Origin of the sequence: Microbispora sp. NPDC088329 (genome assembly GCF_040685655.1) — a bacterium.
Classification (GTDB): Bacteria; Actinomycetota; Actinomycetes; order Streptosporangiales; family Streptosporangiaceae; genus Microbispora.
Window position 1 is genome coordinate 341964 of record NZ_JBFBIP010000001.1, and the last position, 18162, is coordinate 360125.

The 18162-nt window shown below is 70.7% G+C and carries 19 protein-coding genes; 11 read left to right on the top strand and 8 right to left on the bottom strand.

Annotation, left to right across the window (positions count from 1 at the left end):
- Nucleotides 1–84: 84 nt before the first annotated feature.
- Both AB0O28_RS01650 and AB0O28_RS01655 read right to left on the bottom strand, forming a co-directional pair.
- The gene (locus AB0O28_RS01650) at nucleotides 85–1152 is read right to left on the bottom strand and encodes an acyltransferase family protein (RefSeq protein ID WP_363635133.1); all 1068 of its coding nucleotides are present in this window, start codon (nucleotides 1150–1152) and stop codon (nucleotides 85–87) included.
- A 213-nt stretch (nucleotides 1153–1365) separates the two neighbouring features.
- Nucleotides 1366–2178, bottom strand: coding sequence for an SDR family NAD(P)-dependent oxidoreductase (locus AB0O28_RS01655; protein ID WP_363635135.1), 813 nt, complete (start codon nucleotides 2176–2178; stop codon nucleotides 1366–1368).
- 186 nt (nucleotides 2179–2364) lie between these two features.
- Here AB0O28_RS01655 and AB0O28_RS01660 point away from each other — a divergent pair, with 186 nt between their 5' ends.
- The 4 genes from AB0O28_RS01660 to AB0O28_RS01675 are packed head-to-tail and all read left to right on the top strand — an operon-like array spanning nucleotide 2365 to nucleotide 6259.
- Nucleotides 2365–4920 carry a nitrate- and nitrite sensing domain-containing protein gene (locus AB0O28_RS01660; protein ID WP_363635137.1) on the top strand — a complete coding sequence of 852 codons (2556 nt, stop codon included), beginning with the start codon at nucleotides 2365–2367 and terminating at the stop codon, nucleotides 4918–4920.
- Nucleotides 4917–5324, top strand: a complete 408-nt coding sequence (locus AB0O28_RS01665) for a roadblock/LC7 domain-containing protein (protein WP_363635139.1) — start codon at nucleotides 4917–4919, stop codon at nucleotides 5322–5324. Before AB0O28_RS01660 ends, AB0O28_RS01665 begins: the two co-directional genes overlap by 4 nt.
- Before the next feature lie 13 nt (nucleotides 5325–5337).
- On the top strand, nucleotides 5338–5703 hold the full coding sequence (locus AB0O28_RS01670; protein WP_363635141.1) for a DUF742 domain-containing protein: 366 nt from the start codon (nucleotides 5338–5340) through the stop codon (nucleotides 5701–5703).
- Nucleotides 5684–6259 carry an ATP/GTP-binding protein gene (locus tag AB0O28_RS01675; protein ID WP_363635143.1) on the top strand — a complete coding sequence of 192 codons (576 nt, stop codon included), beginning with the start codon at nucleotides 5684–5686 and terminating at the stop codon, nucleotides 6257–6259. The genes AB0O28_RS01670 and AB0O28_RS01675 overlap by 20 nt, the downstream gene beginning before the upstream one ends.
- Before the next feature lie 70 nt (nucleotides 6260–6329).
- Here AB0O28_RS01675 and AB0O28_RS01680 read toward each other — a convergent pair whose 3' ends face one another.
- Complete coding sequence (locus tag AB0O28_RS01680; RefSeq protein ID WP_363635145.1) at nucleotides 6330–6542, bottom strand: DUF4287 domain-containing protein; 213 nt, start codon at nucleotides 6540–6542, stop codon at nucleotides 6330–6332.
- Between the two features lie 143 nt (nucleotides 6543–6685).
- Here AB0O28_RS01680 and AB0O28_RS01685 point away from each other — a divergent pair, with 143 nt between their 5' ends.
- Both AB0O28_RS01685 and AB0O28_RS01690 read left to right on the top strand, forming a co-directional pair.
- Nucleotides 6686–7711, top strand: coding sequence for a pyridoxal-phosphate dependent enzyme (locus tag AB0O28_RS01685; protein ID WP_363635147.1), 1026 nt, complete (start codon nucleotides 6686–6688; stop codon nucleotides 7709–7711).
- A 264-nt stretch (nucleotides 7712–7975) separates the two neighbouring features.
- Nucleotides 7976–8260 carry a hypothetical protein gene (locus tag AB0O28_RS01690; protein WP_363635149.1) on the top strand — a complete coding sequence of 95 codons (285 nt, stop codon included), beginning with the start codon at nucleotides 7976–7978 and terminating at the stop codon, nucleotides 8258–8260.
- Between the two features lie 194 nt (nucleotides 8261–8454).
- On the opposite strand, the gene AB0O28_RS01695 is transcribed toward AB0O28_RS01690, so the two are convergent.
- The 3 genes from AB0O28_RS01695 to xylA all read right to left on the bottom strand — a co-directional run bounded on the left by AB0O28_RS01695 (nucleotide 8455) and on the right by xylA (nucleotide 11773).
- A complete protein-coding gene (locus AB0O28_RS01695; RefSeq protein ID WP_363635151.1) occupies nucleotides 8455–9102 on the bottom strand; it encodes a DUF998 domain-containing protein in 648 nt (215 codons plus the stop codon).
- A 126-nt stretch (nucleotides 9103–9228) separates the two neighbouring features.
- On the bottom strand, nucleotides 9229–10599 hold the full coding sequence (xylB, locus tag AB0O28_RS01700; protein WP_363635153.1) for a xylulokinase: 1371 nt from the start codon (nucleotides 10597–10599) through the stop codon (nucleotides 9229–9231).
- A gap of 28 nt (nucleotides 10600–10627) precedes the next feature.
- Entirely contained in the window at nucleotides 10628–11773 is a 1146-nt protein-coding gene (xylA, locus tag AB0O28_RS01705) for a xylose isomerase (protein ID WP_363635155.1), read from the bottom strand.
- Between the two features lie 200 nt (nucleotides 11774–11973).
- On the opposite strand from xylA, the gene AB0O28_RS01710 reads away from it, so the two are divergent.
- Complete coding sequence (locus AB0O28_RS01710) at nucleotides 11974–13263, top strand: ROK family transcriptional regulator (protein WP_363635157.1); 1290 nt, start codon at nucleotides 11974–11976, stop codon at nucleotides 13261–13263.
- Nucleotides 13264–13364: 101 nt separating this feature from the next.
- On the opposite strand, the gene AB0O28_RS01715 is transcribed toward AB0O28_RS01710, so the two are convergent.
- Complete coding sequence (locus tag AB0O28_RS01715; protein ID WP_363635159.1) at nucleotides 13365–14603, bottom strand: MFS transporter; 1239 nt, start codon at nucleotides 14601–14603, stop codon at nucleotides 13365–13367.
- A 75-nt stretch (nucleotides 14604–14678) separates the two neighbouring features.
- On the opposite strand from AB0O28_RS01715, the gene AB0O28_RS01720 reads away from it, so the two are divergent.
- Entirely contained in the window at nucleotides 14679–15326 is a 648-nt protein-coding gene (locus AB0O28_RS01720) for an FCD domain-containing protein (protein WP_363635161.1), read from the top strand.
- 158 nt (nucleotides 15327–15484) lie between these two features.
- Here AB0O28_RS01720 and AB0O28_RS01725 read toward each other — a convergent pair whose 3' ends face one another.
- Nucleotides 15485–15697 carry a hypothetical protein gene (locus AB0O28_RS01725; protein WP_204048993.1) on the bottom strand — a complete coding sequence of 71 codons (213 nt, stop codon included), beginning with the start codon at nucleotides 15695–15697 and terminating at the stop codon, nucleotides 15485–15487.
- A gap of 197 nt (nucleotides 15698–15894) precedes the next feature.
- Here AB0O28_RS01725 and AB0O28_RS01730 point away from each other — a divergent pair, with 197 nt between their 5' ends.
- The 3 genes from AB0O28_RS01730 to AB0O28_RS01740 all read left to right on the top strand — a co-directional run bounded on the left by AB0O28_RS01730 (nucleotide 15895) and on the right by AB0O28_RS01740 (nucleotide 17956).
- Nucleotides 15895–16398: a VOC family protein gene (locus AB0O28_RS01730; RefSeq protein WP_363635164.1), complete on the top strand. Its 504-nt coding sequence runs from the start codon at nucleotides 15895–15897 to the stop codon at nucleotides 16396–16398.
- Nucleotides 16399–16547: 149 nt separating this feature from the next.
- On the top strand, nucleotides 16548–17405 hold the full coding sequence (locus AB0O28_RS01735; protein WP_363635166.1) for an SAM-dependent methyltransferase: 858 nt from the start codon (nucleotides 16548–16550) through the stop codon (nucleotides 17403–17405).
- A gap of 167 nt (nucleotides 17406–17572) precedes the next feature.
- Nucleotides 17573–17956, top strand: a complete 384-nt coding sequence (locus tag AB0O28_RS01740) for an STAS domain-containing protein (RefSeq protein ID WP_363635168.1) — start codon at nucleotides 17573–17575, stop codon at nucleotides 17954–17956.
- Nucleotides 17957–18162 lie beyond the last annotated feature (206 nt).

Here is an 18162-nt window from a genome sequence, read left to right on the forward strand (position 1 = left end):
CCGCGAACGCGCACGTTACCCCGTATCACCGTGCCGTGACAGAGCCGTCTTCCGTGCCCTGCCCGGCCGGCCGCGCGATTCGCCCTACTCTGCACCATCACTCAGGAGAACGGAGGCTTTACGCACGAAGTTCCGGTCATGGCGCCGTCTGGTGAACACCCAGGAGACGTCGGGCTCGACCGCCCATCGGAACGCCCCGCGTACCGGGGACGTGCAGAGCAGGGCCGCGAGGACGGCCCCGAAGACCGCCATGGCGGCCACGCCGAGCGGGCTGACGAGAGCGTCGTGGAAGCGCTCTGCCACCTTCACGACGAATCCGTGCAGCAGGTAGGCGTACATCGTGGCGGCGCCCAGGCCGGTGAACCAGGTGCGGCGGCTCGGGGTGACCGCGAGGAACGCCGCGACCAGCAGGGCGCCCACCGCCAGCATGGCGAGCCGGATGAGCGAGCCGGTCAGGTCGTCCACGCCGATCTGGTGGTTGGAGTGACGCCAGCGGATCCACTCCGTCGGCACGAGCGTGTGCACGGCGAACGCCGCGGCGAGCGCCGCCGCCAGGACGGCCCCGCCCGCGATCCTCACCCGGCGCCCGCGCAGCAGGTCGAAGTGCTCCGGTGTGAGCATGAGGCCGAGCACGTAGAACGGCAGCAGGCCGAACGTCCGGTTCATCGACAACTCGTCGGGCAGAGCGCTGGTGCCCGACAGCAGGCACAGCCCGACCGCGATCACCAGGGGCCGGCGCAACTGGTGCCATACGGGCGTGGACAGCCGCCACAGGAACAGCGACATCAGGAACCAGGTCAGATAGTACGGGTCGAGCAGGCTGATCTCGAGCTTGCCGTACAGGAAGAAGCGGGGCAGCGAATAGGCCGTCTCGAAGATGACGTACGGCACCGCGAGACCGCTGATGAGCTTGCGCGCCCTACCCGGGGAAAACGTGAAATTTCGGGACAAATAGCCACTAACGACGATGAAGAGTGGCATATGGAACAGGTAGACGAAGAAGTAGAGCGCGTGCGCCGCGGGGACGTCCCGCAGATCCTCGACGAGGTGCCCGGAGACGACGAGCACGATGGCCAGGAACTTGGCGTTGTCCAGCAACGGGTCACGGGCGACGGCCACACCGGACGGGCGGGCGGGAGCGGTCACGGTCATGCGGCCGGACCCTAGTCACCCGTCCGTGAGCACCGGCGCAACCGCGGGCGAACACTGCCCGAACTTCTCGTACGGCCGCCCCCGGCCCCGCTTCCGCCGTCGTGGATCCGTCCGGCGCCCGAGAATCCGGACGACCGTGTGACCCGGCGCCCGGTCTTCCCGGAGCGTCGCAACGTGCCGCTCCTTCGGGCGGACAGGCTCAGGCGGACAGGCTCAGGCGGACAGGCCGGTGGCGGCGAGGCTCGCCTCCCACAGGGCGGCGGCGAGGGCGGGGTCGGACATCTTCCCCGGCACTCGTGCGGGAGCGTTCTTGACGAAGTACCGCCCCGGATGCGCGACGCCGTCGGGGTGGGTCGCGAGATGGACGAGCCGCTCCGCCCCGGCCTCGACCGGCTCGCCCATACCGGGCAGATGCCACACCACCTTCATGAAGAACGTGCCCTCCGCGAAGCCGGTCTTGAGGACGCCCGGGTGCAGGCACGTGGCGGCCAGGCCGCGCTCGGCGAGCGACACGGTGAACAGCGCGTTGGCCTGCTTGGAGTCGCCGTACTGCAGCCAGCCGTTCCAGCGCCGCCGCTCCCTGGACAGGTCCGCGGGGTCGAGGCCGCCCGTCTTCGCGGCCCGGGACGAGGTGGTGACGACCCGGGCGGACGACGCCGTCAGCCGATCGAGGAGCAGGTTCGTCAGCAGGAACGGCGCCAGGTGATTGACCTGGATCATCCACTCGTTGCCGTCCACGGTGGTCCGGCGGTCGGGCGTCATGACGCCGGCGTTGTTGATCAGCACGTCGATGCGCTCGTACCGCCCCAGCAGCTCGGCCGCCAGGCGGCGCACCTGATCAAGAGAGGAGAAGTCCGCGACGAGCGTGTCCGGGCGGTCGCCGCCCGCCTGCTCCACGCGGTCCGCGACGGCGCGGAGCTTCTCGGGCGTACGGCCCACGAGCACGATTTCATGACCTCGCCGGGCGAGATCAAGGGCAGAAGCTGCACCGATTCCGGCACCAGCCCCAGTGATCACGGTAATCATCGAATCCTCCCACTGCGCCAGAACTGTATCGGTGCTAGCCTTCTGTGCGATCTTCCGGAGGTGCATTTCCCCATAAATGCAGCGCGAGCCTCCAGCAATGCAGGAGTGGCCATGGGTTCCAAAAACCGGTCGATTCGGTTCAAGATCTTTCTGTTGCTGCTCCTACCCTTGCTCATGCTGAGCGCTATGTGGGGCTTTGCCCTGAAGCTCACGGTTGGCGATGGCCTCGTCCTCCTCAACTCCAAGACGCTCTACGACACCATCGGAGCGACCTCCACCGACCTCGGCACCGCGATCCAGACCGAGCGCGCGCTGACCGCCGGCGTGCTGAGCAGTGGTCAGACCACCTCCACCGCGCTCACCGCCCAGCAGGCCAAGACCACCGCCGCCGCGGACAAGTTCAAGAAGTCCGCCGGCGAGGAGGCGACCCGCAACGCCATGAGCGACGAACTCGTGGCGCCCCTGGAGTCCCTGCTGGCCTCCCTCGAACGCCTCCCCTCGATCCGCGAGTCCGTCGCGCTCGGCAAGGCCGACAGGCTGACCGCGATCTCCGCGTACAACACGATCATGGACGATCTGTTCGCGTTGTACGAGCGGCTCGTCTCGGTGCCCGACCTGACCATCTTCCAGCAGGCCAGCGCGATGCAGGGGATGGGCAACGCGCACGAGATGATCACTCGTGAGGACGCGCTCGTACGCGGCGCGCTCGCCAGCGGCGTGATGACGGCCGAGGAGCAGAACGCCTTCAGCGAGTGGGTCGCGACCCGCCGGTTCCTCTACGGCAAGAACCGGCCGGTCCTCGGCGGTGAGATGCGCGCGCCGTACGAGCAGGTGCTCACCTCGCCGCTGTTCGACCGGTTCACCGCGCTGGAGAACCAGATCGTCTCCCAGGTGCGCTCCGGCGGGCCGCTCCCCGCCGAGGCCGAGAGGTGGTCGCCGACCGTCGACCAGCTCGTCATCCGGCTCGACTCGGCCCGGTTGAAGGCCTCGGACGCGCTCAGCGCCTCCGCCACGTCGGTCGCCACCGGGATCATGCTGCGCATCCTGATCGCCGGCGGCCTCGGTCTCGTGGTCATCATCGCGACGATCGTCTTCTCCGTCCGGTTCGGCCGCCGTCTCGCCCGCGACCTCGCCGGCCTGCGCGACGCCGCGCTCGAGCTCGCCGACGTACGGCTGCCACAGGTCGTCGAGAAGCTGCGGCGCGGCGAGGACGTGGACGTCGAGGCCGAGGCGCCTGCGATCAAAGCGACGGGATCCAACGAGGTCGAGGACGTCGCCCACGCGTTCAGCTCCGTCCAGCGCACGGCCGTGGAGGCCGCCGTCGGGCAGGCCGCCCTCCGCCGCGGCGTCAGCCAGGTCTTCCTCAACCTGGCCCGCCGCAAGCAGACCCTGCTGCACCGCCAGCTCACGCTGCTCGACGCGATGCAGCGCCGCGCCGAGGACCCGGAGAGCCTGGAGGACCTGTTCCGGCTCGACCACCTGACCACCCGTATGCGCCGCCACGCCGAGAGCCTGATCATCCTGTCCGGCTCCGCGCCCGGACGGTCGTGGCGCAAGCCGGTGCCGTTCATCGACGTGGTCCGCGCGGCGATCTCCGAGGTCGAGGACTACACCCGCATCTCCATGGCTCCGATGCCGAACGCCGCCGTCGCCGGCGCGACCGTGGCCGACGTGGTGCACCTGATCGCCGAGCTGCTGGAGAACGCCGCGATCTTCTCGCCCCCGCAGACGAAGGTGGAGGTGCGCGGGGAGGTCGTCGCCAACGGACTCGCGGTGGAGATCGAGGACCGCGGTCTCGGCCTGATGCCCGAGGAGTACGCCGAGATCAACGCGCGGCTGGCCGACCCGCCGGAGTTCGACCTGGCCGACAGCGACCGGCTCGGGCTCTTCGTCGTCGGCCAGCTCGCCGCCCGGCACGAGATCAAGGTGGTCCTGCGGGGCTCGCCGTACGGCGGGACGACGGCGATCGTGCTCATCCCCCGGGCGCTGATGGCGGAGGAAGGCTCGCCCGCGGCGCTCGCGGACCCGCCCGCCCGCGGCGCCCATGCCAGGCCCGCACTCGCCACCGCCGGCGGCGGCCACGACACCGACATCTCGCTCAGCGAAACGCTCCACGCCGACCTCGGCCTGGACGGCCCGGTCCCCGCCGGTGGCGCCCGGAGGATCCACACGGTCTCCGGAGAGGTCGCCGAGGAGGTCTCCGTCGACATCCCGGCAGACCTCTCCGGAGAGAGCGCGGAGCCTACGGGCGCGTCCGAGCCGTCTCCGTTCTTCACGCCGGCCGCCCTGCGGATCGAGTCCGTGCCCTCCGCGGCGCGTGACGACCTGTCGCCGCGGCCCCTCGGCTCCGGCTTCGAGAGCCCGCGCCCGGCCGCCGTTCCCTCCGGTCCGGCCCCCGTCTCGCCCTCCTCCGAGCCGGCGTCCCCCAGGGTGGCGGTGAACGGCCTGGCGCAGCGGACGAGCACCAAGCGGGCCGGAGGCTCCGTCTCCAACGGCACGCACGCCGGCCTGCCGCGCAGGGTCCGCCAGGCCAACATCGCCCCGCAACTTCGCGCCCAGCCCCCGCAGGCGCCGCCGCTGTCCGCCCCGCCCGTGGAGGAGCGGTCGCCGGAGGAGGCCAGGGCGACGTTCTCCGCCTTCCAGCGCGGCGCGCTGCGGGGACGGGAGGACTCCGACCAGCCGGGTGGGGCCGCACCCGGCGATCACGTACACAACACGCACGGCGAGAAGGGTGACGAATGACCGGCAAAGCGACGTCGACCGGCGAACTGAACTGGCTGCTCGACGATCTCATCAGCAGGGTCGCCGCCGTCCGCCAGGCGGTGATCCTCTCCACCGACGGCCTCGTGGTCGGCGCGTCCCAGGGGCTGAGCCGGGAGGACGCGGAGCACCTGTCCGCGGTCGCGGCCGGGTTCCAGAGCCTGGCGCGCGGCGCGGGCAGGCACTTCGGCGGTGGCGAGGTCAGGCAGACCGTCGTCGAGATGGAGGCCGCGTACCTGTTCGTCACGGCCGCGGGCCAGGGCACCTGCCTCGCCGTCCTGGCGGTCTCGGACGCCGACGTGGGCCACATCGCGTACGAGATGGCGATGCTGGTCAAGCGCGTGGGCCAGCACATCTCCACCAATCCCCGGCGGATCTCGCCATGAGATGGGCAGCCACATGACGGGACCCCAGTGGATGGACGAAGAGGCCGGGCCGTTGGTCCGGCCCTACGCGCTGACGGGGGGCCGGGCGCGGGTCTCGGGGGCCAAGCTCGACCTGATCACCATGGTGACCGCGACGAGCGCACCGCGGGACGTTCCCGCCGTGGGCCCGGAGCAGCGGAGGATTCTCGAGCTCGCACGCTACGGCGCGTCGGTGGCGGACATCGCGTCCGACATCGACCTGCCGCTGGGCGTGGTCCGCGTCCTGATCGGGGATCTGCACGACCTCGGACTCGTCGACGTACGGGCTCCGGGCACGGTTGCGCCGCTGCCAAGTGAGCGCATTCTCAAGGAAGTGATCAATGGCCTTCGCGCCCTCTGAGGAGCCGGTCGCCCTCAAGATATTGGTGGCCGGCGGCTTCGGCGTCGGCAAGACCACGCTGGTCGGCGCGATCAGCGAGATTCGCCCCCTGCGTACGGAGGAGGTGCTGTCCGACCGCGGCGTCGGTGTCGACGACACCGACGGTGTGGAAGGCAAGACGACCACGACGGTGGCGATGGACTTCGGCCGCATCACCATCAGGGAAGGGCTCGTGGTCTACCTGTTCGGCACCCCCGGGCAGGAGCGCTTCTGGTTCATGTGGGACGAGTTGTCCTACGGAGCACTCGGGGCGGTCGTGCTGGCCGACACCCGGAGGCTGACGGACTGTTTCCCCTCGATCGACTACTTCGAGCAGCGCGGCACGCCGTTCATCGTCGCCGTGAACTGCTTCGAAGGCGCCGATCGGCACGAGGCCGAGGACGTGCGGATCGCGCTCGACCTCGACCCGGAGGTCCCCGTCCTGCTCTGCGACGTACGACGCCGCCCCTCGGCCAAGGTCGTGCTCGTCACGCTCGTGGAGCACGCGCTCAAGATGCTGACGGCCGCCCAGCGCTGATCTGCCCGCGTGGCCGGGGCCGAGCCGGGCCCCGGCCAGGGCCGGACATGTCCCTATGGAGCACCGTCCCCTACGTGGCGCTGTCCTCGGCGAGGGTGTGCGCGACGAGGGCGTTCGCGTGTCCGTGCCCCAGTCCGTGCTCGCTCTTGAGCCAGGAGACGAGGTCCATGTGCTTGGTCAGCGGCGAGCGGCGGATGAGCTCCTTCCACTCGGCGATCGGTCGGCCGTACTTCTCCTCGATCGAGGGGAAATAGCTGGCGGGGCCCTTCACCGGCTCGGTCATGTCGTGTTCTGTCCATCCAAGTCGCAATTGTGGTCAGTTGCGTGCGACAGTGTGCCGCACAGGAGCGCGGAGGGCATCTCCCGTTCGGCGGAGACGATCACCTCTGAGGGGACCGGCCACGCACCGGCGGCTGGAGTACGACCATGATCAGCAGGTGGGCGGCCGAGGCCGTCGCACGCCTGGACCGGGAGCGGGCCCAGGCGGGCACGACACCGCTCCGCGGGTTTCCGCTGCCCCGCGCGTGGGGCGTGCGGCTGCGGCTGAAGGACGAGTCGGCGCAGCCCACCGGGGGTCTCAAGCACCGGCTGGCGCGCGCCCTGTTCGCCCAGGCGATCACCTCGGGGCACATCACCGAGGGGACGACCGTGGTCGACGCCACCGGTGGTCCCATGGCGGTCGCCGAGGCCTGGTTCGCCCGGCTGCTCGGGCTGCCGTACATCGCGGTGATGCCGAAGAAGTCGTCCGGTGCCGGTGTCGAGCGGCTGGGCGGCACCTGCCGGCACGTCGATCCTCCGCTCGCCGTGTACGAGGAGGCCGCCCGCCTGTCCGACGAAGTCGGGGGTCACTACCTCGATCACTACCGCTCGGCCGCCGCGGTCGACTGGCGTGGCGCGAGCCTGGCCGACGAGTTGTTCGGGCAGCTCGACGGCTGCCCCCGCTGGATCGTGGCCGGGGCGGGCACCGGCGCCACGTCCGCCGCCATCGGACGGCACCTGCGGGCCCACGGCCTGCCGGGAGGGCTGGCCGTGGCCGATCCGGAGAACTCCGCCTACTTCCCCGGCTGGGCCACCGGCGCCCCTGACTACGCCACGGGCATGCCCAGCCGCATCGAAGGCGTCGGCCGGCCGCGGATGGAGCCCGCCTTCGACTCCGCGCTCGTCGACCTGGTCGTCCCCGTGCCCGACGCCGCGAGCGTGGCCGCCGCCCGCTACGTCCGGCGGGTGACCGGCCTCGCGGTCGGCCCCGCGACGGGGACGAACCTGTGGGCGGCCCTCGAACTGATCACCAGGATGCGCGACAGGGGCGAGCGGGGCGACGTGGTCAGCGTGATCGGCGACGCGGGCGAGCGCCATCTCGCGACCTGCCACGACGACGCCTGGGCGGCGGCCAGGGGCCTCGACTGGCGGCCGTACGCCGAGCGCCTGCACGACCTGCTCGGCGAAGTTTGATCCCTCGTGGTGCCGGCGCGCTCGTGCTCCCCAATGGGACCTCATGGGAGGCGAGCCCTCAACCAGTGCCCGGCTGCCGGGGTCCCGCCCGGGGCGAAGATCGGCGGGAGGGCACGGGGAACACGCACAAGAGGGCTTGACCTGTCAGACACGACGTGGATTCGTGCGGGAGGAGCGGTGGAGCACGAGCCGGTGAGATCGGCGCGACGGTGGGTCCTCTGGTCCGTGGCCCTGAGCGTCCTCGCCTCCCTTCTCCTCCTTGTCGTGCCGGTTTTCGCGTCGGAAACCCCCGGCGGGACCAGTGTGGAACACGCGATGGACGTCATCGGCCCTCGCGCGCTCCTCGTCCTCGTCCCGTCGGGGATCGCTCTGCTGACGCTGCTGGCCTTCCAGATCGGCGGGACGTCGCGCAGGGCGGTGGCTCTCACCGGAGCGATCCTGCTGGGGGCATGCTGCCTCCTGACCCTGCCCTCGGTGGGGTTGCTCTTCCTGCCGTCCGCGGTATGCATGCTCGTCGCATTCGGACGGTCGCCGGTCACCGGTCGATGACGGCAGCGAACGACGGCGGCCGATGACACCGCACGCCGGGCCACGCGGCGCCCCCGCGCCCGCGCGACCCGGCGTGCCGCCCCTCCGCCCCGCAACCGGTGGACACGGCTCAGCGGCCCACACGGTCCCGGGGTGAACACGGCTCAGCGGTGAACGCTGCTCATCGGTGAACGCTGCTCATCGGTGAACGCTGCTCATCGGTGAACCAGGAAGCCGGCGCGCCGGCCGCTCATCCGCTCGCGCAGCCACGGCCCCCAGGTGAGCTGCGTCAGCCGTACGGCGAGCACTCCGAGGACGGCCACCTCGGCGGTGAGGAGAAGCCGCTCCACCAGGCCGATCATGACGCCATGGCCGGGCAGCGCGACGTACGTGATGACCGCCAGGCCGAGACCGGAGGCGAGCGACGACCACTCCAGCGGCCGGACGGCGGCCTTCCATCGCTCGTCCTGTCCCAGGCGGCCCACCAACTGGATGGCGGCGGCGGGAACGCTCACGAAGGCCGTCACCGACAGGACGCCGTGAAGGTCCCCCTGCCAGGCCGCGCCCGACGGGACCACGGCCGCGCCGATGAGCGAGACACTCCACAGGCCGATCAGGCGGGCGGGCCAGCCGTCCACCGGGGCGTCAAGCGCGCGCATTCCGGCCAGCAGCGCGAGCGAGGCCAGGCCGAGGACGGCCATGGCCGTCTCGATGGCGCCGCCCCCGTCGCGGGCGGCGTACTCGCTGATCGTCATGGAGACGGGGTCCAGGGAGGGATCCCCGCCCACCTGCGCCGCCACCACGGTGACGACCGCGAGCAGGATGCCGCCGCCGGCGAGCAGGGGATAGATCCTCTTGACCATAAGGAGAGAATCCCGCGAACAGCCCGTTCCTAACATCCGGGACAACGCGTAGTTCCCCCCGAGAAGGGGTCAGGGTCGTCTCAGGGTGGGGCCCCCGGGGTCACCCGGGGGCCCCACCCGGAGACGTCACTCCTGCGCGGCTTCGTGGTAGCGCTCGCGCAGGCCCGAGGTGGGGTCGGCCTCGTACCGCTCGGTGGCGCCGGTGTCCCACACCGGCGGTTCCGGCTCCCCGGACAGCAGCCAGGCGGCCTGCTTGGCCGCGCCGTCCGCGACGTACTCCCCCGGAGTGGGGACGAGCACCGGACGCCCGAAGACGGTCGGTGCGATGCGACGCACGGCCTCCGAGCGCGCGCCGCCGCCGATGAGCAGCACGCGCTGCGGCTCGACGCCGAGAGCGTCCAGGGCGTCGGCGAGCCCGCAGAGCATGCCCTCCACCGCGGCCCTGGCCAGGTGCTCCGGCGTGGAGTTGCCCAGCCGCAGGCCGTGCAGCGAACCGGTGGCGTCGGGCAGGTTCGGGGTGCGCTCCCCCTCCAGGTAAGGCACGAGCACCAGCCCGTCCGCGCCCGCGGGGGCCCGCAGAGCCAGGTCGCTCAACTCCTGGGGCGTGACCCGGAGCATCCGGGCCGCCGCGTCCAGCACCCGCGCCGCGTTCAGCGTGCACACCAGCGGGAGGTAGTGCCCGGTGGCGTCGGCGAACCCGGCGACCGCCCCGGAGGGGTCGGCGGACGGGCCCTCGGCGACGGCGAACGCCGTCCCGGAGGTGCCGATGGACACGACCACGTCGCCGGGCCGCATGCCGACGCCGAGCGCCGCCGCCATGTTGTCGCCCGTGCCGGGCGCGAGCAGCGCGCCACCCTGCTCGACCGTTCCCGCCTGTTCCGCGGGACCGAGCACGCGGGGCAGGTCAGGAACCCTGCCCATGGCCAGTTCGAGCAGGTCCGTCCGGTACTCCCCGGTCGCCGGCGACCAGTAACCGGTGCCGGAGGCGTCGCCCCGGTCCGTCGTGATCGCGCCCCGCCGCCCGGCCAGCCGCCAGGTGAGCCAGTCGTGCGGCAGGCACACCGATCGCGTACGGCGCGCGTTGTCCGGCTCATTGCGGGCGAGCCAGCGAAGCTTGGTCACCGTGAAGGAGGCCACCGGAACGCTGCCGACGGCCTCGGCCCACGCCTTCGGGCCGCCGAGTTCGGCGACCAGGTCGGCCGCCGCCCCGGCCGAGCGGGTGTCGTTCCACAGCAGTGCGGGCCGGACCACCTCGCCGTCCTCGTCGAGGCAGACCATGCCGTGCTGCTGCGCGCCCACGCTGACGGCGGCGACGTCCGCCAGACCTCCCGCCTGCTCGATCGCGCTCTGCAGCGCGGTCCACCAGTGCTCGGGATGGACCTCCGTGCCGTCCGGGTGGGGGGCGCGGCCCTCGCGCACGAGGGCCCCGCTCTCCGCGTCCCGGACCACGACCTTGCAGCTCTGGGTCGACGAGTCGACCCCCGCCACGAGCGTCACAGTCGTCTCTCCGCTCTCAATGGACCGTTCAGCCGCGCACGCCGAGGAGGTGCTCGATCGCGAGCTGGTTCAGCCGGGTGAAGTGGAAGCCGCGCGCCGCCACCGCGTCCACGTCGATCGACTCGGCGAGGACGTCGTCGTACGTCTCGCCCGCGGCGAGGGTCGGCTGCGCCAGCTCGTTGTACTTGCTGGCCTCCAGCGCCTCCTGCACCTCGGGGTCGGCGCGGTAGGCCTTCGACTTCTCCTTGAGGATGAGGTAGGTCCGCATGTTGGCCGCGGCCGAGTCCCAGACATCCTGCTTGTCCTCGGTGCGCAGCGGCTTGTAGTCGAAGTGGCGCGGGCCGTCGTAGCCGCCGTTCTCCAGCAGGTCGACGAGGAAGAACGCGTTCTTCACGTCGCCGTGGCCGAAGATGAGGTCCTGGTCGAACCGCGGGCCGTGCTGGCCGTTGAGGTCGATGTGGAACAGCTTGCCGTGCCACAGCGCCTGCGCGATGCCGTGCACGAAGTTCATGCCGGCCATCTGCTCGTGACCGGTCTCGGGGTTGAGGCCCACCATCTCGGGGTGCTCGAGCGAGTTGATGAACGCCAGGGCGTGCCCGATCGTCGGGAGCAGGATGTCGCCGCGCGGCTCGTTCGGCTTGGGCTCGACGGCGAAGCGGATGTCGTAGCCCTTGTCGATCACGTACTGGCACAGGAGGTCGAAGCCCTCCTTGTAGCGGTCGAGCGCGACCCGCACGTCCTTGGCGGCCTCGGACTCGGCGCCCTCACGGCCGCCCCAGCACACGTACGTCTTCGCGCCCAGCTCGGCGGCGAGGTCGATGTTGCGCATGACCTTGCGCAGCGCGTAGCGCCGGACCTCGCGGTCGTTGCTGGTGAACCCGCCGTCCTTGAAGATCGGGTGGGTGAACAGGTTGGTGGTGGCCATCGGCACCTTCATGCCGGTGTCGGCCAGCGCCTTCTTGAAGTTCTCGATCGCCTTGGCCCGGTCCGACTCCACCGCGAGGAGGTCGTCGTCGTGGAAGGTGACACCGTACGCGCCGAGCTCGGCCAGGCGGTGGACGCTCTCGACCGGGTCCAGCGGAGCCCGGGACGCGTCGCCGAACTGGTCGCGCGCCTGCCAGCCGACGGTCCACAGCCCGAACGTGAAGCGGTCCTCGGGAGTGGGGGTGTACATAAGTCGCCTCCGAATTAGTCTACGTTGTGGACTAAATATCGGACGTGATGAGCCGCAGGGTCAAGAGGGTGTGTGCGTATTCTCAACGTCCGCCGGTGGAGGATGTGATGCCCGTCCGCGAGGCGGGCGGCGGGACGACGACGAAGGGGCGCGATGACGCAGGCGTTACGACGTGAGACGGAAGGTGTGTGAAGGGTGCGATGACGCAGGCCGTGCGGCATGACGCGATGCGCGCGCGGAACCTGGCGCTCGTCCTCGGCGCGGTCGGCGCCCGGGGCTCGGTGACGCGCGCCGCGCTCGCCGAGATGACCGGCCTGACCAAGACGACCGTGTCCAAGCTCGTCGGCGACCTCATCGAGGGCGGGCTCGTGGTGGAGACCGGGACCGTGCGCGACGGCGAGCGCGGCAGGCCGGGGGTCGAGATCCGGATCAGCGGGCAGCACGTCGCCGCCCTCGGGCTGGAGATAAACGTCGACTATCTCGCGGCGTGCGTGGTCGACCTCGCCCGGACCGTACGGCTGCGTCGTAGTACACAGGCTGTGGACAACCGGGCCGCATCCCCTGTGGATGTGATCGCGCGACTTGGGGATTTGGCCGCATCGGTTGTGGACGAAGCTGTGGAGAAAGGTCTGCGGGTGGTGGGCGGCGTGCTCGCCGTCCCGGGCCCCGTGGACATGACCAGCGGGGTCGTCCACAACGCGCCGAACCTGGGATGGCGCGACGTGCCGCTGGCCTCGCTCCTGCGGTTCCCCTTTCCCGTGGGCGTGGAGAACGAGGCCAACCTGGCCGCGCTCGGCGAGCTGTGGTTCGGGTCCGGGCTGCCCGATTTCCTGCACGTGTCGGGAGAGATCGGCATCGGGGCGGGCCTCGTGGTCCGCGGCCGGCTCTTCCGGGGCGCGCACGGCTTCGCCGGAGAGCTCGGGCACGTCGTCGTCTCCCCTGACGGTCCGCAGTGCCGCTGTGGCGGCCGGGGGTGCCTCGAGCAGTACGCCGGTCAGGACGCCCTCCAGACCGCCGCCCGCGGCGCCGCCGCCCCGGTCCGCCCCGCCACCGGTACGCGGCCCGCCACGACCTCCGGGGACGCGCCCGCCGTCTCCCCCCGCGAAGGCACGGACGCGCCCGCCGGCGCGCCAGGGACGCTCCTTCCCGCGCAGCAGGGCGTGTCATGGCTGCTCTCCCGGCTGCGGGAGGGCGACCCGGACGCGCGTGCCGCCTGTGAGCGGGCGGCCTGGGCGCTCGGCGTGGCCCTGTCGTCGGCGGTCAACCTCGTGGATCCCGACGCGATCGTCCTCGGCGGGATCTACGCGCCGCTCTTCCCCTGGATCGGCCACATGGTCGCCGACACGCTGAAGGCCCGCCTCGGTCAGATGCGCGGCGCCGTACCACCCGTGGTCGTGTCACGGCTCGGCGCCGAGGCCGCCGCCCTCGGCGCGGCAGGCCAGGTGATCGAGCAGGTCATGGCCGACCCCGCCGCCCTCCTCCAGCATTAGGCCGTGTCCGGACGTCGGCTACCGAATCGCCACTCGGTGGCGTGCGGCCGGTGACACGAATTCCGGATCTGACGCATGACTCTTATCGTCGCGGCTGCCGCTCAGCGTCGCGCGTCGTCGGCCGGTGGCGCGGAGTCCTCCACGAAGCGAGGACGGCAAGCGAACCAGCCGGCGATCACCCCTGGAATGGCGCTCGCGGCGAGCACCAGGAGCGGGATCGACCACGATCCGGTCGCCTCGCGCAGCAGGCCCAAACCGATGGGGCCGAAGCACGCCAGCCCATAGCCGATGCCCTGAACGAAGCCCGACACCGCGGAGGCCGTCTGCGGGCTCTTGGTCCGACGGTTGATGAGGGTCATGCAGAGCGGGAAGGTGCTCACCCCGACTCCCAGTGCGCATGCCCACACCAGCGTGCCGTCGAGCGGGGACAGGAGCATGCCCAGGTATCCCGCCACCAGGAAGATCGCACACCCGACGACCACGATGAACGGGTTCTTCATGCGCGTGGCCAGGTGGGGAACCACCAAGGCCGCGAGCATGCCCCATGCCGAGTAGAGCGCGACCATGGAGCCGCCCAGGGCCGCGCTGCCTCCCGCGTCGGTGAGCACCGCCGGGACCCAGGTGATGATCCCGTAGTTGGACAGCGAGATCATCGCGAAGAGGATCACCAGGCCCCAGACGGTCGACGACCGGCTGATCCTCGGTCTCGCATCGGCCGCCGTAACGGCCGCGGGCGCGTGGTGATCGGCGGGCAGCCTGACCGCCAGGATGAGCCAGACCACGCCGGCCACAGCAGCCGGTCCCGCCCAGATGCCTACCGAGAACCGCCACGTCGTCGCTTCTGCCACCGGGACCGCGAGGAGCGGGGCGATGAACTGGCCCGCCTGCATGAGGATCAGGTAAAGCGAAGTCCCCAGGGCCAGTCGATCGGCGAACCATGCCTTCACCAACGGAACGACCACGACGTTCGCGGCTCCGATTCCGGCCAGTGCCAGGACGGTCGAAAGCACCAGCAACAAGGGCGTCGGAGAGAAGGCGCGCATCAGGATCGACAGAGCCGTCAGGCCCAGCGCCACAGTGGCCGTGCGCTCGAGTCCGAACTTCCTCGTCACCGCCGGGGCGAGGAACCCGAAGACGCCGAAGGACACCGCCGGCACGGTGCCGAGCAGGCCGGCAAGCGTCACCCCGAAGCCGAGATCGGATCCGATGATCTCCAGAAGCGGAGTGAACCCGGTCACGGCCGTGCGCAGGTTGACCGCTGTCAGGGCGATGGCGATCCAGGCCCACAAGGTCAGACGCCCACGATGCAACGGAACGAGCGACGAGGAGAGCGTTGCCACGTTATACTCCATTGTAAGGTTAGCAGATGATGGGGTTATGGGATGAGTTACGGAGAGTCTGGCACGCGCCGGCCCATGCGTCGAGTGGGACTCATCGACCAGGCCGCCGAGCGCTTCCGCGAGGAGGTGGTCTCCGGACGCTGGCCGGTCGGCGAGCAGATACCGACCGAGGCCGCACTGGTCGCGGAGTTCGGGATCGGTCGTAACACGGTGCGCGAGGCGCTGCAGTCGCTGGTGCACGCGGGTCTGCTGCGCCGCGAGCAGGGCCGGGGCACCTTCGTCATCTCCAGCTCCGAGCTGACAGGCACTCTTGAACGTCAGCTCGCCGGTGGCACCCGTCGCCACTACCTGGAACTACGCCTTGCCCTTGACAGCGCCGCGGCGTCACTGGCCGCGTCGAACCGCTCGGACGCCGACATCGAGCTGCTCCGCGAGCTGCGCGACCACCGAGAAGCGAGCTGGTCGACCGATGATCTCGACCTGCGAGCGAGCGCCGACCTCGCCCTGCACCGCGCGATCGTGGCAGCGACGCACAACCCTCTCTACGTCAAGCTGTACTCCAGCATGCTCGACGTCTTCGCCGCCCACATGCGCGACGAGAAGAACGAGGACGAGGACGCGGCACACCGCCACCACCACGAGCTGGTCGAGGCGATCGCGGACGGGGACGCCGACCGCGCCGCCATGAAGGTGGCTTCCATCTTCAAACCCTTCATGTGCTGAACCACGCAATCACCTCCCCGCTCGGGCCAGGCGTCACCGCGCCTGCGGACGTCTGCACGCCGAGCGCGCTCGGATCCCCTCGGCCGTCCCGATGACCGTTGCGGAGGCCGTCCCGGGTGAGCGTGCGGACCCCGTTGTCCCGGGGGCGGCCGGACGGCTCACAGACCCGAGGGATCGCGGCCGAGGCTGATCTCCTCGGCGATGCGCCGCAGCTCGTCGGCGGCCAGCCGGGGCGTGCCGGGCAGGCCGGCGGCCAGCGCCGAGACCACCTGGTGGTACGGCGCACCGGCATGACGGACGGCGACCTCGTGCACCGCCCGGAACAGGACCAGGTTGTCCTCGTGCTCCCGCGTCGCCCTGTCCACGATCATGACGCCCCCTTCGCCGGCCTCGGCGCCGGCACCCGCTACCGGACCGCCCGCGTCCGGCGTCGCGCGAAACGCCGGCGGACGGCTCGCCACCCCCCGGCGGCTATGCCCGTGGGCAACCGTACGGCCTGCCACCGACAGTTTGCGGGGAACCCGGCGAGGTACAATTACTTGAGAGTTCAAGTTTTGGGGAGGGCGTCATGCCGGTCCAGCGACTCAACCACGCCGTGCTGTACGTGCGGGACGTCTCCCGCAGCGTGGCCTTCTACCAGGAGGCCCTCGGGTTCCGCGTCGTGCAGGCGTTCTCCGGGGCGGCGTTCCTGCAGGCCGAGGGATCCTCGAACGACCACGACCTCGGGCTGTTCCAGATCGGGGCGCAGGCGGGGTCGTCGGCCGCCGGGCGCGCGACGGTCGGCCTCTACCACCTCGCGTGGGAGGTGGACACGCTCGCCGAGCTGCACCGGATCGCGACCACGCTGACGGAGATGAACGCCCTGGTCGGGGCGTCCGACCACTCCACCACCAAGGCCCTCTACGCGAAGGACCCGGACGGGCTGGAGTTCGAGGTCTCCTGGCTGGTGCCCGCCGACCTGCTCACCGACGAGATCCTGGAGGGACGGGCCCAGATCAGGCCGCTCGACCTCGCGAAGGAACTGGAGCGGTACGGAGCGCAGACGCGTGGCGGAGTCGGCGTCAGCGTCTGATCCGGCGCTCGCGGGCCGCCGTCGCAGCCGGCCGCGGCCCGTTGGCCGACCTGTTCGTGCCACTTATCGCAAACGCCCTTCTTTCGGCCGCCCGGGAGCCTTACCATGATCACGGTCTGGACCGGTACGGCGAGGGAGCAGGACGGATCGTGGCCGACGACGACAAGTACGTGAGCGGTGCCCCTGCGGAGAACGAGCAGGCGGAAGCCAGGATCGACACGAGCAAGCCGAGCATCGCCCGTGTCTACGACTTCTTCCTCGGGGGGAAGGACAATTTCGCCATCGACCGGCAGGTGGGCGAGGCGACGTTGAAGATCGCACCGGACGCTCCCGCGGCGGGCCGCGCGAACCGCGCCTTCCTCCGGCGCGTCGTCCATCACCTCGCGGCCGAGGCGGGCATCCGGCAGTTCGTCGACATCGGCTCGGGCCTGCCGACCCAGGGCAACGTGCACGAGGTGGCCCAGGAGGTCGCCCCGCAGGCGCGGGTCGTCTACGTCGACAACGACCCGATCGTGCTCGCGCACGGCCGGGCGCTGCTCGCCACGAACGGGAGCACCACGGTCGTCGAGGCCGACATCCGCGACCCGGAGTCGATTCTCAACCACCCCTCGGTAGGGGCGCTCATCGACTTCGACCAGCCGGTGGCCCTGCTGCTGTTCGCCATCCTCCATCACGTCAACGACCACGAGGACCCCTGGGGGATCGCCGCCCGCTTCCGCGAGGCCCTGCCCTCCGGCAGCTATCTGGCGCTGTCCCATTTCCACAACCCGGGCCCGGCCATGCCAGAGGTGTCGGCGCAGGCCACGTCGGCCGAGAAGCTGTTCAACGAGCACCTGGGCACGGGCCGGTGGCGCACCCGCGACGAGATCCTGGCCTACTTCGGCGATCTGCCGCTCCTCGACCCCGGTCTGGTGCCGCTCGCCGAGTGGCGGCCGGACCCCGACGAGTTCGTCGATCGCGGCATCACCTATCACACCTTCGTCGGCGGTGTTGCGCGCAAACCCTGAAACGCTCTTCATGCGTTAAACGTGAGTTACGTCACGGTCTCGCCGCGTGGCCTGCGCACAATCGCCGCAGGCCACAGGGTCCGTGGCCGGTGTGACGGCCGGCGGCCCCCGGTGACCCGGACGGCGGTTCGGTTGACATCGGTCAGCAGCGACGGTGATGCTCGGAGATGGCTGCCCCTCTACAGGAAGGCGGCACCGTCATGATGACCGTCAACGGGTCGTTCGAATCGGCCCTCAGCAAGAAGACCCTGCTCTACCTCGACAAGCAACTGGTCGTACGCGCCTCCCAGGACGGCTCCGTACGGCTGATCGGGCAGATCGATCTCACCAACGGCGACGCCATCGCCGGCGCCCTGCACAGGCAGTGGACGAGGCCGGGGACCGGGACCGTGGACGTCGCCGAGCTCCAGTTCATCGATCTCTACGGCCTGCGCGCCCTGGCCCTGCTGTCCGAGGTCCCCCTGGGCCGGCCGATCCGGCTGCACAACGTCAAGCCCGGGCTGCGCAAGCTGCTCGGCATGCTCGACTGGCCCGCTTTCACCATCGGGTGATCCCGCCACCGGGCGCGGGCCCACGGCCGCGCCGACCGCGGGCGGCCGGGTTTCTCTCTTTCTCGCGCTCTCGCGTTTCTCGCCCTCCGGATGGAGGAAAAGTATCCGAGAACGGTCGTACGACCGTTATGACCAGCGCCTGAGCCTTCATGCGGGTTCAGGCGGAATGCATCCGTGAGTTCCCCCCGACTCTCGCGAGGAGGGGT

Bases quoted from the DNA above. Each gene is read 5' to 3' on its own strand.
- AB0O28_RS01725 (WP_204048993.1), bottom strand. From the start codon at position 15,697: ATGATCGTGGACAGGGCGACGCGGGAGCACGAGGACAACCTGGTCCTG.
- xylA (WP_363635155.1), bottom strand. From the start codon at position 11,773: ATGTACACCCCCACTCCCGAGGACCGCTTCACGTTCGGGCTGTGGACC.
- AB0O28_RS01680 (WP_363635145.1), bottom strand. From the start codon at position 6,542: ATGACCGAGCCGGTGAAGGGCCCCGCCAGCTATTTCCCCTCGATCGAG.
- AB0O28_RS01660 (WP_363635137.1), top strand. From the start codon at position 2,365: ATGTGGGGCTTTGCCCTGAAGCTCACGGTTGGCGATGGCCTCGTCCTC.
- AB0O28_RS01670 (WP_363635141.1), top strand. From the start codon at position 5,338: ATGACGGGACCCCAGTGGATGGACGAAGAGGCCGGGCCGTTGGTCCGG.
- AB0O28_RS01655 (WP_363635135.1), bottom strand. From the start codon at position 2,178: ATGATTACCGTGATCACTGGGGCTGGTGCCGGAATCGGTGCAGCTTCT.
- AB0O28_RS01675 (WP_363635143.1), top strand. From the start codon at position 5,684: ATGGCCTTCGCGCCCTCTGAGGAGCCGGTCGCCCTCAAGATATTGGTG.
- AB0O28_RS01730 (WP_363635164.1), top strand. From the start codon at position 15,895: ATGCCGGTCCAGCGACTCAACCACGCCGTGCTGTACGTGCGGGACGTC.
- AB0O28_RS01710 (WP_363635157.1), top strand. From the start codon at position 11,974: ATGACGCAGGCCGTGCGGCATGACGCGATGCGCGCGCGGAACCTGGCG.
- AB0O28_RS01720 (WP_363635161.1), top strand. From the start codon at position 14,679: ATGCGTCGAGTGGGACTCATCGACCAGGCCGCCGAGCGCTTCCGCGAG.
- AB0O28_RS01695 (WP_363635151.1), bottom strand. From the start codon at position 9,102: ATGGTCAAGAGGATCTATCCCCTGCTCGCCGGCGGCGGCATCCTGCTC.
- AB0O28_RS01665 (WP_363635139.1), top strand. From the start codon at position 4,917: ATGACCGGCAAAGCGACGTCGACCGGCGAACTGAACTGGCTGCTCGAC.
- AB0O28_RS01685 (WP_363635147.1), top strand. From the start codon at position 6,686: ATGATCAGCAGGTGGGCGGCCGAGGCCGTCGCACGCCTGGACCGGGAG.
- AB0O28_RS01650 (WP_363635133.1), bottom strand. From the start codon at position 1,152: ATGACCGTGACCGCTCCCGCCCGCCCGTCCGGTGTGGCCGTCGCCCGT.
- AB0O28_RS01740 (WP_363635168.1), top strand. From the start codon at position 17,573: ATGGCTGCCCCTCTACAGGAAGGCGGCACCGTCATGATGACCGTCAAC.